We start from the raw sequence: 14,395 nt of genomic DNA on the forward strand, positions 1-14,395 counted from the left end.
CCCCGTTGTCCCTGGAGTCTTCCGACATGAAGTCCCCCTCTCGTTCCCTGCTCACCCCGCTGCTGCTCTCCGTGACGCTGCTGCTCACGGCCTGCCAGAAGCCGGAGGCGTCCTCGGGCGAGTCCTCCGGCGTCCGCACGTTGAAGGTCGGCGTCAACCCCGTGCCCCACGGAGAGATTCTCCGCGCCGCCGCCGCCGTGGCCCTGCGCGAGGGCGTGCGCGTCGACGTGGTGGAGTTCACCGACTACGTCCAGCCGAACATCGCGCTCTCCGACAAACAGCTCGACGCCAACTACTTCCAGCACGTGCCCTACCTGGAGCGCTTCGCCGGAGACAGGAAGCTCGCGTTGACGAGCGCCGGCCCGGTGCACCTGGAGCCCCTGGCGCTCTACTCCACGAAGTACCGTCAGCTCGCGGAGCTGCCGGAGGGGGCGCAGGTGACGCTGCCCGCCGACCCCAGCAACCTGGCGCGGGCGCTGCGCCTGCTCGAAGCCCAGGGCCTGCTGCGCCTGCGCGAGGACGCGGGCGCCACGGCGACGGTGCGGGACGTGGTGGGCAACCCGCGCAAGCTCGACCTGCGGGAGATTGATGCGGAGCAGCAGCCCCGCACGCTGGAGGACGTGGCCGCCGCCGTCATCAACGGCAACTACTTCCTGGAGGCCCAGAAGCACCTGAAGCTGGACGCGAAGGTGCTGGCCCGCGAGGCCGCGCGGGAGAACCCCTACGCCAACGTGCTCGCCGTGCGTCAGGGTGACGAGCAGCGCCCCGAGGTGCGCACGCTGGTGAAGGCGCTCCAGTCCGACGAGGTGCGCCGCTACATCGAGTCCACCTACGGCGGCGCGGTGGTGCCCGCCTTCTGACGGATGCCACGTCTTCCTTGCGCGCCGTGCCCGGTCCGAGCATGACAGGGGCACGCGCGCGGGGCCCTCCCAGCCCCGCCAGACGAGGGAGCGAGCACATGGCCTTGCGGTTCAAGAACCTCGATGGCAGCGGGCCGCAGCCGTTCAGCAGCATCTTCAAGTGGGCCGTGGCCGACAAGCTCGCCGGCCGCCGCCGCAAGGCCCCAGCCCGCGCCGAGGTCCCCCGCGTGAAGCCCGACCTCGCGCTGCTCGCCACGCCGCCCGCGACGGGAGAAGGCGCGCGGCTGACGTGGCTGGGGCATGCGAGCTGGCTCGTGCAGTTGGACGGACTGTCGCTGCTCATCGACCCGGTGCTGCGCGACACCATCAGCGGCGTCATCCGGCGCAACGTCCCGCCCGGCGTCCCCATGGAGAAGCTGCCGCCCATCACCGCCAGCCTCGTCTCCCACAACCACTACGACCACCTGGACCTGCCCACGTTGGAGAAGGTGGGCGCGCCCATCGTCACCGGCCTGGGCCATGCGCCGGTGTTCCGGGGCTCGGGCCTGGGCGTCACGGAGCTGGACTGGTGGCGCTCCACGCAGGTGGGCGCCGTCACGGTGCACTTCGTCCCCTCGCAGCACTGGAGCCGGCGCGGCCTCAACGACGTCAACGAGATGCTCTGGGGTGGCTTCGTCATCGAAGGCTCCAGCGCCCGCGTCTTCCACTCCGGCGACACCGCCTACTTCGAGGGCTTCAAGGAGATTGGCCTGCGCTACCCGGGCATCGACGCCGCGATGCTGCCCATTGGCGCGTATGACCCGGCCTGGTTCATGCGCCGTCAGCACATGAACCCCGAGGAAGCCGTGCAGGCCTTCGAGGACCTGGGCGCCGCGCGCTTCCTGGCCATGCACTGGGGCACCTTCAAGCTCACCGACGAGCCGCTCGACGAGCCGCCCCGCCGCCTGGACGCGGAGTGGACCCGGCGGGGCCTGGCGCGTGAGCGCGTCGAAGTGCTGCCGGTAGGTGGAACACTCACCGTGCGCCACGGTTGAAACCCACCAGGGGCTATGTTGTGGGAAGGGCATGCTCCTGCCCACCCTCCTCGCCATGACGCTGCATCAGGCACCGTCGTCCCTCACCACCGTCTCCGAACAGAGCGGCTGGACGCGCACGGGCCGCTACTCGGAAGTGGAGTCCCTCTGCCGCGCCTTCCCCAAGGCATTCCCAGGCAAGGTCCGCTGCGACACGATTGGCACCACGCCGGAAGGCCGGCCGCTGCTCGCGCTCGTCGCCAGCGCGGATGGCACCCTCACGCCCGCCGCCGCGGCGCGCAAGCAGCGCCCCGTCGTCTTCTTCCAGGGCGGCATCCACTCCGGTGAGATTGACGGCAAGGACGCTGGCTTCTGGCTGCTGCGCGACCTGCTCGCCGGGAAGGAGCAGCCCGGCGTCCTCAAGCGCGTCACCGCCGTCTTCGTCCCCGTCTTCAACGTGGACGGCCATGAGCGCTTCGGCCCCAACCACCGTCCCAACCAGAATGGCCCCGAGGAGATGGGCTGGCGCGCCACCGCGCAGAACCTCAACCTCAACCGCGACTACGCCAAGGCGGAGGCCCCGGAGATGGTGGCCCTGCTGAAGTACCTCCACGCGTGGGACCCGCTCGTCTACGCCGACCTGCACGCCACCAACGGCGCCAAGTTCGAGCATGACGTGTCCGTGGGCATCGAGCCGCAGAAGTCCGGACCGGCCGCGCTGCGCGAGCTGGGCGTGAAGCTGCGCGAGGAGCTCTTCACCGAGCTGGAGTCCCAGCAGCACCTGCCCGTGCCCTTCTACCCGTCCTTCATCGAGGACGATGACCCCAGCTCCGGCTTCGCCTACGGCGTGCCGCCGCCGCGCTTCAGCCATGCCTACTGGGCCGCGCACCGCCGCTTCGGCGTGCTGGTGGAGACGCACTCGTGGAAGCCCTATGCGGAGCGCGTGAAGGCCACGCGGCATGTCGTGGCCAGCCTGCTGCGGCTGGTGGCTCGTGACGGCGCCGCCCTGCGCGCGGCGGTGAAGGCAGCGGACGCGACGGACGCGGCCGGCAAGACGCGCGAGGTGGTGCTCGCGTGGAAGAACACGGAGCAGCAGCGGACCATCGACTTCCGGGGCTACGCCTATGAGCGGGGCGCCTCCGACGTGTCTGGCCAGACGTGGATTCGCTACGACGACACGAAGCCCCAGGTCTGGAAGGTGCCCTACTTCGAGGAGATTCAGCCCGCGCTCACCGCCCCGCTGCCCGCGGGGGGCTACCTGGTGCCGCCCGCGCACGCCGCCTGGGTGGAGGCGAAGCTGGCCACGCACGGCCTGCGCTCGCAGCGCCTCTCCAAGCCCGTGGCCAGCGCGGCGGTGGAGCGCTTCCGCGCCACCGAGGCGAAGTGGAGCATCCAGTCCGTGGAGAACCGGCAGACGCTCAACGTGAAGGGCGCGTGGGAGCCACAGTCACAGGCCCTCCCCGCGGGCACGCTGTACGTGCCGGTGGCGCAGGAGGGCGTGGAGCTGGTGGCGCACCTGTTTGAGCCCACCGGGCCGGACTCGCTGCTGTCCTGGGGCTTCTTCAACGCCCACTTCGAGCAGAAGGAGTACGTGGAGGACTACGTGCTGGAGCCCTTCGCGCGGGAGCTGCTCGCGAAGGACGCTTCGGTGAAGGCGGAGTGGGAAGCGAAGCTGAAGGACCCGGCCTTCGCCAAGGACGCGCGCGCCCGCCTGCGCTTCTTCTATGAGCGCCACCCGGCCCGCGACGTCCAGCTCCGCGTCTACCCCGTGCTGCGCATCCAGGCCGCGCCCCAGGGGCTGGCGGCGGGGAAGCCGGCGAAGCCATAGGAAGTCTGGCCATGAAATGAAGACGCCCCGGAGCCAGCAGGCCCCGGGGCGTTTTTCATTCAGCCCTGCTGACTCCGGCCTCCTTCTTCAACGAAGGCCGGAGCGCTTCCGCATCATCAGCCGATGATGCCTTCGCAGGCGCAGTAGCTCTGGTTGCAGACCGCGTTCGGACCGCAGCCGCCGCAGTCCGACTTACAGGCACAGGCGCACGTGTTGGGGTCCGCCTGGTACCGGTCACCGCAGTTCAGCGCGGCCGTGTCACACACGCAGCCGCACGCGTTCGAGTCGAACTTGAAGCCCGGCGCGCAGGTGGCCGACTGGACGCACGAGCACGAGCAGGTGTCCGTGTTGCACGTCTCGTACGTGCCGCACGTGCCGCCGCAGTCCGGCGCGCAGGTGAAGGCGCACACCGCGGGGTCCGTGTTGCACACCTGGCCCGGGTCACCGCCGCCGCCGCAGTCCGCCGGGCACTCGCACTGGTCCGTGGTGCGGTTGCACGTCAGCTTGCCTTCGCAGAAGTCCGGGTCGTTCGGGTCGTGGTACGGGTCCGCCGCGCACGGCGCGGGGATGCCGTTCGGGTTCGTCGTGCGGTCCGTCCAGTAGCGGTAGGACAGCGCCGCCTGGGTGGTCCCCGCGTTCTGCGGGCGGCACCCGCCGTAGAAGGACACCGCGCGGCTGATGCCGTCCACGTCGAAGCCGTGAGTGCGGCTGCGTGGCAGGTCTCCCGGCGTGGGGCACTGCGACATGTTCGTCACCGCGTCCATGGCCACCTTCAGCGAGGCGCCGATGGGCGGCTTCTGCGTCCGGTAACCCACCGACGCGATGACGCTATCGATGATGGCGTTGATGGTGGTGGTGATGGCGTTCGAGTCCCGGATGCTGCCGTACACGCCGCCGGTGGCCTGGATGATGTCCAGGTGCCGCGGGTTCCGGGGGTCTTCCTGGGTCTGGCACCAGGTGCTGGTGTCGCTGGTGGCGTTCTCGTGCGGGCAGAGGATGCCGTGCACGTCGATGGGCTGGTTCAGGGGGTTGCGGTTCGTCCCCGAGGTGTTGCCCGTGCCCAGGAAGTACTGGGTGTAGGTGTCGATGCTGTCGGTGGACTGGTCCCGCGTGTCCGTCAGGATGACGACCACGACCTTGGCGCCCGTGCGGAAGCGCGTCTCCGTCGTGCCACCGGAGGAGCCCAGCAGGTTGATGACGGCGCGAGCCGCATCCAGCGGACGCTCCGTGCCGTTTCCGCTCTGCCCCACCCAGCACTGCGCGTTGGACGAACAGGTGGTGGGCTGGGTCCCCGTGGGGATGGTGACGGTGGTGCACTGGCCGTTGTTGCCGCAGGTGCTGTTCTGCGTCAGCCACGCCCGGAACTGGTTGATGTTCTGCGTGAAGCCACGCAGCAGCCCCGAGTTCGAACCACTGCCATAGGTATAGGTGGTGCTCACCATCGCCAGGCGGTAATCCAGCGTCGCGTTGGCCAGCTTGGCCGCCACGGCCGAGGCCGCGTTGGCCAGCGACTGCTGCGACGAGGCCATGGAGCCGCTGTCGTCCACCACGAAGAGGAAGTCCACCACCGCCTGCCGCACGGTGAACTTCTCGCACTGCACCGCGTCCGCGTCACCGAACTGCGCCAGCGCCGAGCCACCCGCCGTGTCCGCCGTCGTGAAGAGGCTGCCCGCCTCGTTGTAACGAGACGTCGGGGTGATGGCCATCACCACCACCACGCTCTGGTCGGAGCGGTGCACGTACTGCGCCTGCATGGTGAAGGGCCCGGTGATGCCGGCCGTTCCCGTCAGCTCTCCCGTGCTTCCGGGCACCAGCGAGCGGGTCAGGGTGTTGGTGAACGTCTTCAGGTCCGCGCTACCCGACAGGGCGTAGCGCGCCGACAGCGCGGCGTAGCCGTCCCAGGTGGTGAAGGTCTGCTGGAAGTCACGCGTGGCGGAGTTGAACGACGCGGAGCGGATGCCCGCCTCGTCGTTCGTGGGGTTGGACGACGTGCCCACGCGGCCGCGCTTGTACGCAATCAGCGTCACCTGCTTGGTGGCGTCCCAGCCGATGATGCCCACCGCGTTGTTGCCATCGCGGATGGTGCGCAGGTTGGCGTCCGTGAAGGTGGAGGGCAGCGCCAGCCGCAGGTCCGCGCCGTTCTCTTCCTTGAAGGTGACGGTGCGCAGGTTGGACGTGCGGCAGGCCTGGCCCGCCGGCGTCCCAGCCGCGCCGTCGGCGGAGTCGTTCGGGTTCAGCTCGCCCTCGTCCACGCGCCCGTTCTGGTTGGCGTCCTCCGCGCCGTCCTGGATGCCGTCACCGTCGCTGTCGGGGTTCGTCGGGGACGTGGTGGTCGTCGGGTCCGCGTCGCCCACGTAGCCACAGTTCTGACGCGGCGCCTGCGCCGTCGTCACACCCAGCTCCAGGCCGTCCAGCAGGCCGTCACCGTCCGTGTCGGGGTTGGTCGGGTCCGTCTCGCCCGGGTCCACGCGGCCGTTACCGTTGGTGTCCTCACCGCGGAAGCCATTGCGGCCCGGGCCGTCCTGGAGACCGTCGCAGTCGGTGTCCGCCAGGCGGGGGTCCGTCTCACCGGCGTCCACGCGGCCGTTGCGGTTCTTGTCCTCGACACCGTCCTGGATGCCGTCACCGTCCGTGTCGGCGTTGTTCGGGTCCGTGCCCGTCGCAACCTCCACCGAGTCCGGGATGCCGTCGAAGTCGGCGTCCGGAATCGACGCGGCGCAGTCCGCCACGCGCGGGTCCGTCTCGTTGCCGTCCACGATGCCGTTGCGGTTGATGTCCTCGTCACCGTCGCTGCAGGTGTCGCCGTCCGAATCCGGGGCGAGCGGGTTGGTGCCGGTGCGCGACTCCAGGCCGTCATCCAGGCCGTCGCCATCCGTGTCGCGCTTGCGCGGGTCCGTCTCACCGGGGCTCACCACGCCGTTGCGGTTGGCGTCCTCCGCACCGTCCGACAGGCCGTCAGCATCCGAGTCGATGGCGTTCGGGTCCGTCTCGCCCGGGTCCCTCCGGCCGTTGCGGTTGAGGTCCTCCAGGCCGTCCGGGATGCCGTCGCCGTCCGTGTCCGCCAGCACCGGCGAGGTGCGCGTGGTCGTGTCCTGGTCACCGGGGAAGTTGCAGCGGGGGTCGGGGCTCGAGGTGCGGCCCACCTCCACGCCGTCGCGGATGCCGTCGCCATCCGTGTCACGCAGGCCGGGGTTCGTCTTCGCGCCGCCGGGATAGATGGTCGCGAACTCCTCCGCGTCCGTCAGGCCGTCACAGTCGGAGTCCTTCGTCGAGTTGTCAGGGTCATCGATATCCGTGGGCACCTCACCCGGGTCAGGGTCCGGATCCGGAATCACGCCCGCGTCTTCTTCAAGCGGGCCGGCATCCGTACCGCCGTCCCCGTCGCCACCGGGGCCAGCATCGGTGTTCGGTTGTGGATTGGGGTCAGGGTCTTTCCCACCGCCGCAGCCAGTCAGCAACGACGCTGCCAGCAACGCGCAGGTGAAATACCGCATCAGGGAGTTGCGCATCGTCTTTGACTCCAATGACTCCGACTCCAAGTGGGGGGTGAGTCGAAGCAGACTTCCATAATAGAGAACAACGCGGGAGTTTCCGAGTACCTGTTCCCCTGGGGCAACTCGGAGTCGGGGTCTGGATGATCCCAGTCCAGTGACGTGGCTGGATTGTGCCCAGGCTGTTGGTAAACGGGGTTCGCGGGTTGAGAGGGCTCGGCTATCGTCGCACCCGTGCCCGTCTTCGGTCTTGCGGCATTGTGGAATGGCTCGGCTCCCCCGGAGCGCGTGGCGGCCTGGGTGGAAGGGATTGGCGAGGTGCTCACCTCCGCGCAGTCACTCCAGCTCGTGGTGGCCCTGCGCCCCGAGGAAGCAGGCATTGAATTGAAGGTGGAGGCTCCAGGCTATCCACGCTCCGCCGTGGAGCGGCTCGCGGAGGACGCGAAGCGCAGCGGCGGCACGTTCGTGGAGCTGTGGCGTCTGCCCAAGGCGGAGCGAGATGCCTTTCGCGCGGCGGCCTTCGGGGGCGGCACCCCCTTCCGGGGAGACGAATGCTCCGCCGCGGCGCGGGTGCTTCAGCAGCACCTGACCACGCTGCCCGTCAGCAGCGTGCGTCCCGCGGGGCCCACCGTGGGTGGCGCCGCGGCCTCCGTGCCTCAACCGAGCCCGAAGCCCATGGAGGCGCCCGCTCCCTCCCCCAGCAACCAGCCGCACCAGGTGCTCGTCCGTCCGCCGGAGGGGCCTCAGCGTCGCGGTCGCCGCTTCGCCGTGAAGCTGGAAATGGAGTTCCGGACCGAGTTGGACTTCGTGCGTGAGCACGCCCTCAACATCTCCAATGGCGGCCTCTTCGTGCGCACCGCGCACCGGCCCCTCCCCGACAGCGTCGTCACCGTGGACGTGAAGCTGCCCAACGGCGAACGCTTGCAGGGCGACGCGGTGGTGGTCCACGTGGTGGACGACCCGTACACGGGCGGCGTGGGACTGGCGTTCCTCAACGACGACGCCACCTTCTCCCAGACGCTGGACGACTACCTGGCGAGCCTCGCGGGTGGCGTGGGCTGAACGTGATGGAGAACGTGCGGGAAATCTGGCCTCGCGACCATGGCCGCTTCCAGTTGATGTCCCGGCTGGGACGCGGCGGCATGGCGGAGGTGTTTCTCGCGCGGATGCAGCAGGGCCCACATGCCGGAGCGCAGGTGGCCCTCAAGCGCGTGCGTCCCGAGCGACTGAGAGACGCGGAGGCCCACGAGCAGCTCCTGCACGAAGCCGAGCTCGCCCGCTGCCTGCGCCACCCGTACATCGTCGGCTTCGTGGAGTACGGCGAGCTGCCGGACGGTGGCTACCTGGCGCTGGAGCTGGTGGAAGGCCCCGACCTGGGCCGCGTGCTGGCGCGGTGCCGCCGCCGCCGCATCGAGCTGCCCATCGACATCTCCGTGCTCATCGTCCGGCAGGTGCTGGAGGCCCTGTCGCACGCGCACCATGCCGTCAGCACCACGGGCCGCCCCCTGGGCGTGGTGCACTGCGACGTGTCCCCGCACAACGTGCTGCTGTCCCGCACCGGTGAGGTGAAGCTGGCGGACTTCGGCGTGGCGCGCTCCCGCGCGGGCGCGGTGCAGGACACCCGGCGGCTGGGCAAGCAGCACTACCGCTCCCCGGAGCTGCTCGCGGGCGACGTGTCCGTGGCGGTGGACCTGTGGGCGACGGCGGTGCTGCTCTACGAGCTGCTGGCGCTGGAGTCGCCCTTCCCTTCCGGCCCGGAGGAGCAGGTGGAGTCCTCCATCCGCGGCGGCCGGGTGACGCCCGTGCGCATGCGTGTGCCCGGCGTCCCCGACGCGCTGGCGCTGGTGTTGGATCGCGCGCTGGCGCCCGTCCCTTCGCAGCGCTTCGGCTCCGCGGAGCAGTTCGCCCGGGCCCTGGCGCCGCTGAGCGATGACCGCGTGGCCACGCCCCTGGCCGTGGCCGCGGTGGTGCGCGGACTGATGGAGACCTGAGCCCGCCAGGGGTCGCTACGCCACCTCCTGCTGTCCCATGGAAGGAGGCACCATGCCCGGGTCGCCCTCCACCACCAGCCGGCTGCGCCCGCCGCCCTGCTTCACCACGCGCACCTGCACGCCGATGCGCTCCGCCATGCCGCTGACGTGCGAGATGATGCCCACCTGCCGGCCCGTGGCCTGGAGCGCGTCCAGCGTGGCCAGGGCCACCTCCAGCGTCTCCGGGTCCAGCGTGCCGAAGCCCTCGTCGATGAAGAGCGTCTCCACTTGCGTCGTCTCCGACGAAAGGGACGCCAGCCCCAACGCGAGCGCCAGGGACACCAGGAAGCTCTCACCGCCGGACAGGCTGGCCACGCTGCGGACCTCGTCGCCCATGTCCCCGTCCACGATTTGGAGGTCCAGGTCGTGTCCGGGCACGCGCATCAGCCGGTAGCGCCGCGCGAGCTCCCGCAGGTGCGCGTTGGCGTGCAGCAGCAAGGCGTCCAGCGTGAGGCTCTGGGCGAAGACCTTGAAGCGCTTGCCATCGTGCGAGCCGATGAGGTCGCCCAACACCTTCCACACCTCCGCCGCGCGGCGGCCCTCCTCCAGGGCCGCGGCCTCGGTGCCGTGCCGCGCCCGCGCCGTGTCGTCCGCCTCCAGGCGCGCGTGCAGCGCGGCCTCGGCATGACGACGGGCCTCGACCTCCGCGCGCAGCCGCTCGCATTCGGCGCCCGCGTCCTGCTCGGAGAGCGCCGGAGGTCCTGAGTCCTCGTGCCGCGCGCGACGCTCGCTTCGCTCCGCCAGCACGGCGGTCGCCTGGGCGAGCGCCTCGCGCAGGGCCGACAATGCGCGAGCCTCTGCTTCACGCCAGGCCGCGTCGAAGGCCAGCAGCGTCCGCACCGCCTCCAGCGTGGTCCCACGCGCGGCGAGCAGCGTTGTCAGCGCGGCGCCTTCCGACTCACGCAGGGCCAGCGCCTCCGTCCTGGCGCGCACGGCATCCTCGGCACGCGCGGTGGCGACCTGCGCCGCCTGACGCGCCGCCTCGGCGCGCTCACGTGCCTGCTCGAAGGCCGACTCCGTGGCCTCCAGCCGTGCCTGGAGCTCGGCGCGGACCTCCGCCGTGGGACGGCCGTGCAGCAGGGCCGCGCGTGCGCGGGTCAGCTCGCCGCGCTCCTGCTCCTTGCGCACGGCGAAGGCCTGATGTTCCTCGGCGTGGCGGGTGCTCACCTCCACCAATCCCTGCGCCCGGGCGCGATGACGCTGCTCCTCGGCCTCGCGCTCCTCCGCCTTCAGGCGGGCCTCCTCCTTCCCCTTCCACATCACCACCCGCTCTCCACACTTGCGGCGGAAGGTGGCCGGGTCCTCCTCCAGCTTCCGCTCCCAGCCCACGTCCGCGGTGAAGACGGGTGACACCTCCGCGAGCACCTGCCGCAACGTCTGCTCCGCGGTCTCGAGCCGGGCATGGACGTCCTTGAGCACCGACTCCGCGCGCGACAGCGCCTCCTCCGCCCGGCGCAGCGACTCCGCCGCCACCTCGCGCCGCGTGCGCTGCGTCTCCAGCGCCGCGCGGGCCTCTCGCGCGGTGCGGGCCAGTGACTCGTCGGCCTGCTCGTCGGCCTTCAGCGCCGCCAGCCGCTCCGCGACCTCGGCACGCGCCGCGTCGAGCCACGCTCCCGCCTCGGGCGAGCCCCCTGCGGCCGGTGGCGACGCGTCAGCGCCTCCGGCTCGCGCCGACGACCGCGCAGCCTCGGCGCCCCCGTCCACACTGGACATTCGAGCGCTGCCATCAGACTCCGGCACGGAGGTGGTACGGGAGGACACTTCCACGCCCTCTTCCCGAATGGACTCCAGCCACGAGGCACGCCCCTTCCGCCAGGCCTCACCGTGCGCCTCCGCGCGGGCCTCCGCGGACTGCCTGCGCGCCTCCGCCTGTCCGGCGCGCGCATTCGCCGCCGCGCGCCGAGCGCTCGCCGCCACCTCCGCCTGGGTGGCCGCGGTCCGCTCCGTCTCCAGCGTCTCCACACGCGAAGCGGCTTCCGCGACCAGCCCCTCGAGCGCGGACACCTCGCGCGCGTAGGGGTGCTCTTCCGCGCCACACAACGGGCACGCCTCACCGTCCTTCAGCAAGGCACGGTGGGACGCATAGCCCTGCGTCGCCTGCGCCAGCGACAGCGAGCGCTGCGCCTCCTTGAGCGCGGCTTCCCCCTGCGTCCGCCGGGTCTCCGCCGCGCGCACTTCCGCCGTCGCGGCCTCGACCTCCGCCTTCGCCGCCTTCACCTCCGTGCCCGCCTCGCGAGCCTCGGCCTCATCCGCGACGAGCCCCTCGTGAGCCGTCTTCAAGACCCGCACGGCCTCCTGCCGCGCCAACAGGCGTTCACGCTGCGCCCGCCGCTGCGCGCCCGTCTCCGTCCCCACGGCCGCCTCGGCATGCGTCGCCGCGGCCAGGGCCATCTCCTCCGCACGGACCGCGGCATCCCGCTCCCCCCGCCGAAGGCCCACCGTCTCGCGCAGTCCCTCCACCTCACCGAGCAGCCGTCCGGACTCCTCACCCGCCTTGCGCCGCTCGCCCTGCGCCCCCTCGTAGCGTTCCAGCTCGCGATGCCAGCGCGGCCACTCGCTCGTGAGCGCGACCCAGTGCGCCTTCTCCGTCAGCCAGTGCCTCGCGGCCTCCCCCTTGTCCCGTGCCTCGGCCTCGCGCACGAGCACGGCATCCAGCTCCGCCTTCGCCTCCGCCAGCGCCGCCTGGGACGTCTCCGCCCGCGCCCGCGCCTCACGCGCCTCCCGGGAGACACCCTCCAGCCGCGCATCCAGTCGCGCCGCCTCCTCCAGCGCGGGACGCGTCGCCACCTCCCGCTCCTGCGCCGCGGCGCGCGCGGTCTCCGCCTCCAGCTGCCCCACCCGCCGCGCCGAGACCTCCGACAGCGCCGCCTCCACCTCCGACGCCCGCGCCACCTGCGCCGCCTCCGCCTCCGCCCACCGGCGCTCCGCGGCCTCCGCCGCCGCCACCGGCCCCCGGAAGGCCTCCGCCTCGCGGACCGCCTCCAGCCGTGCCGCGCGCGGCGCCGCCTCCTCCAGGGCCGTCCTGGCCGCCTGCGCCTTCGCCTCCGCCGCGAGCTCCGCCTCCCGCAGCCCCGCCCGCGCGACATGCCACGCCGCCGCGCCCTCCGCGTCCTTGAGCAGCGCCTCCACCGCCTGACGCGCCCGGGACTCCGCACCGTGCGCCGCCGCCGCCGCCGCGCGCTCCGCCTCTGGCATCAGGGCAATCGCCGCCAATCCCTGCGCCCGCTTCGCCAGCGACTCCTGCTCCGCCTTGTTCTTCTCATGCGCGGCCATGGACAAGCGGCTGTACACCTCCGTGCCCGTCATCCGCTCCAGCAGCTCCGCGCGCTCGCTGGCATCCGCCTTGAGGAAGGCCGCGAACTCGCCCTGCGCCAGCAGCGCCGAGCGACGGAACTGGTCGAACGACAACCCCAGCCGCTCCTGGATGGCGGCCAGCACCTCGCCCTTGGTCCGGCCCGTGAGCTGCCCGGTGACCACGTCCATCAACTGCATTTCCTGGGGCCGGAAGCGTCCCTCGGCGCGGTTGCGCGCGCGCCACACGGACCAGCGCGCCCGGTAGCGCCGCCCGTCCTTGCCCAGGAAGTCCACCTCCGCGTAGCCCTCGCCCGCGCCCCGGCGCAGCATGCCGCGCACGTCGTAGGCGGACAGCCGCGCGTCCTCGTCCTCGTCCGCGCGGCCCACCGGCGCGCCGCCGCGTCCCCCCAGCCGGGGCGTGCGGTCGAACAGCGCCAGACACAGGGCATCCAGCAACGTGCTCTTGCCCGCACCCGTGGCGCCGGTAATCGCGAACAGGCCCAGCCGGTCCAACGGCGGCTGGTCCAGCTCTAGCGCGAAGTCCCCCGCGAAGCTCGTCAGGTTGGAACCGCGAATCGCGAGCACCTTCACGGCGACTCCTCCTGCACGTCGGTCAGCAACGTATGGAAGGCCTCCAGCAGCGCCAGTGCGGGTGGCTCCTCGAAGTCACGGGCGTAACGCGCGCGGAAGACATCCTCGGGCGTGCGTTCCTTCAGGGAGAGACCCGGCTGCACCTCCGCCAGCGCGCCGCCCGTCCCGGTATAGGCGGGCGTCAGCTTCACCAGCCGCGCCGCCTTCCCCTCCAGCACCTTCTCCACCTTCTGACGCAGCGCGGGCTCCGGCCGGGGCAACGACACGCACACCTCCAGGTAGGGCCGCCGCCACTCCAGCGTGTCCGCGTCGTGCGCCGGCAAGCCCTCCAGTTGCGTCAGCACCGCGTCCAGGGGCGCCGCGTCCCGCGAAGGCACGCGCACCATGTCCGTGGTCCGGGGCACGGGCAGGGATTGCACCTCGCGCAGCGCGTCGCCTTCCAGCTCCACCAGCAGCACCTGATGCCGGTAGCCCGCCTCCGACAGCGACAGGGGCAACGGCGAGCCGCTGTAACGCACCCCCTCGCGTCCACCCACCCGCTGGGCCTTGTGCAGATGCCCCAGCGCCGCGTAGACCACGTCGTCCGGGAACAGGTCCACGGGCAGCGCGTGCTGGTTGCCGCCGAGAATCTTCCGCTCGCTCAACGCGGACAGCTCCGTGCCCGTCATGTAGCAGTGCCCCATGGCCACCAGCGCTTGTCCCGCCTGACGCCTGCGCCGCGCCGCGGCCAGCACCTCCGCGTACACCGCGCGCACCCCCTCCACCAGCCGGTCTCCCATGTCCCCGGGCACGGGCGGCAGGTCCGAGGGACGCAGGTACGGCACCGCCGCCACCCACGCCCCCACCCGGCCCTTCGCGTCGTGTAGCGGCACCAGCAGCCGCTCCTGGTCCATGGCGCCTCGGGTCCGCGGCAGTCCGCCCACCACGTGCACGCCCAGCGCCGCGAACAGCGGGTCCGGCGCGTCCAGCCGCGCCGCGGAGTCGTGGTTCCCGCCAATCACCACCACGTCCAGCCGGGGCATCCGCCGCCGAGCCTTCGCGACGAACTGGTACCAGGCCGCCTGCGCCTCCGCGCTGGGGTTCGCCGTGTCGAAGATGTCCCCGGCCACCAGCAGCGCGTCCACGGCCTGCGCCTCCAGGGTCTCCAGCAGCCAGGCCAGGAAGGCCGCGTGCTCCGCATCCCGCGAGACGTCGTACAGCGTGTGTCCCAGGTGCCAGTCCGACGTGTGCAGCAGGCGCATCAGGCGTCCACCCTCCCTCTTTCCCGTGGCGCTCTGGCCAGCGGGCA

8 protein-coding genes are annotated in these 14,395 nt (G+C 71.6%); 5 read left to right on the plus strand and 3 right to left on the minus strand.

What is annotated here, in order from left to right:
* The first annotated feature begins 26 nt into the window (after positions 1–26).
* From BLU09_RS03340 to BLU09_RS03350, 3 genes are all read left to right on the plus strand, one after another.
* Complete coding sequence (locus tag BLU09_RS03340; protein WP_090485273.1) at positions 27–860, plus strand: MetQ/NlpA family ABC transporter substrate-binding protein; 834 nt, start codon at positions 27–29, stop codon at positions 858–860.
* Between the two features lie 98 nt (positions 861–958).
* Entirely contained in the window at positions 959–1,894 is a 936-nt protein-coding gene (locus tag BLU09_RS03345; protein ID WP_090485276.1) for an MBL fold metallo-hydrolase, read from the plus strand.
* A 31-nt stretch (positions 1,895–1,925) separates the two neighbouring features.
* The gene (locus BLU09_RS03350) at positions 1,926–3,701 is read left to right on the plus strand and encodes a M14 family metallopeptidase (protein ID WP_090485279.1); all 1,776 of its coding nucleotides are present in this window, start codon (positions 1,926–1,928) and stop codon (positions 3,699–3,701) included.
* Between the two features lie 116 nt (positions 3,702–3,817).
* On the opposite strand, the gene cglD is transcribed toward BLU09_RS03350, so the two are convergent.
* The gene (gene cglD / locus BLU09_RS03355) at positions 3,818–7,210 is read right to left on the minus strand and encodes an adventurous gliding motility lipoprotein CglD (RefSeq protein ID WP_090485282.1); all 3,393 of its coding nucleotides are present in this window, start codon (positions 7,208–7,210) and stop codon (positions 3,818–3,820) included.
* Positions 7,211–7,426: 216 nt separating this feature from the next.
* Here cglD and BLU09_RS03360 point away from each other — a divergent pair, with 216 nt between their 5' ends.
* Together BLU09_RS03360 and BLU09_RS03365 are read left to right on the plus strand one after the other, a co-directional pair.
* Positions 7,427–8,254, plus strand: a complete 828-nt coding sequence (locus BLU09_RS03360) for a TIGR02266 family protein (RefSeq protein WP_090485286.1) — start codon at positions 7,427–7,429, stop codon at positions 8,252–8,254.
* 5 nt (positions 8,255–8,259) lie between these two features.
* On the plus strand, positions 8,260–9,183 hold the full coding sequence (locus BLU09_RS03365; RefSeq protein WP_090485289.1) for a serine/threonine-protein kinase: 924 nt from the start codon (positions 8,260–8,262) through the stop codon (positions 9,181–9,183).
* A 15-nt stretch (positions 9,184–9,198) separates the two neighbouring features.
* Here the strand turns inward: BLU09_RS03365 and BLU09_RS03370 are convergent, their stop codons facing one another.
* On the minus strand, positions 9,199–13,107 hold the full coding sequence (locus BLU09_RS03370) for an AAA family ATPase (protein ID WP_090485292.1): 3,909 nt from the start codon (positions 13,105–13,107) through the stop codon (positions 9,199–9,201).
* Positions 13,104–14,348, minus strand: coding sequence for an exonuclease SbcCD subunit D C-terminal domain-containing protein (locus BLU09_RS03375; protein WP_090485294.1), 1,245 nt, complete (start codon positions 14,346–14,348; stop codon positions 13,104–13,106). The genes BLU09_RS03370 and BLU09_RS03375 overlap by 4 nt, the downstream gene beginning before the upstream one ends.
* Positions 14,349–14,395: the final 47 nt, after the last annotated feature.

The organism is Myxococcus virescens, from assembly GCF_900101905.1.
Classification (GTDB): Bacteria; Myxococcota; Myxococcia; order Myxococcales; family Myxococcaceae; genus Myxococcus; species Myxococcus virescens.

Coding starts and splice junctions, on each gene's coding strand:
- BLU09_RS03340 (WP_090485273.1), top strand. CDS start 27: ATGAAGTCCCCCTCTCGTTCCCTGCTCACCCCGCTGCTGCTCTCCGTG.
- BLU09_RS03345 (WP_090485276.1), top strand. CDS start 959: ATGGCCTTGCGGTTCAAGAACCTCGATGGCAGCGGGCCGCAGCCGTTC.
- BLU09_RS03350 (WP_090485279.1), top strand. CDS start 1,926: ATGCTCCTGCCCACCCTCCTCGCCATGACGCTGCATCAGGCACCGTCG.
- cglD (WP_090485282.1), bottom strand. CDS start 7,210: ATGCGCAACTCCCTGATGCGGTATTTCACCTGCGCGTTGCTGGCAGCG.
- BLU09_RS03365 (WP_090485289.1), top strand. CDS start 8,260: ATGGAGAACGTGCGGGAAATCTGGCCTCGCGACCATGGCCGCTTCCAG.
- BLU09_RS03375 (WP_090485294.1), bottom strand. CDS start 14,348: ATGCGCCTGCTGCACACGTCGGACTGGCACCTGGGACACACGCTGTAC.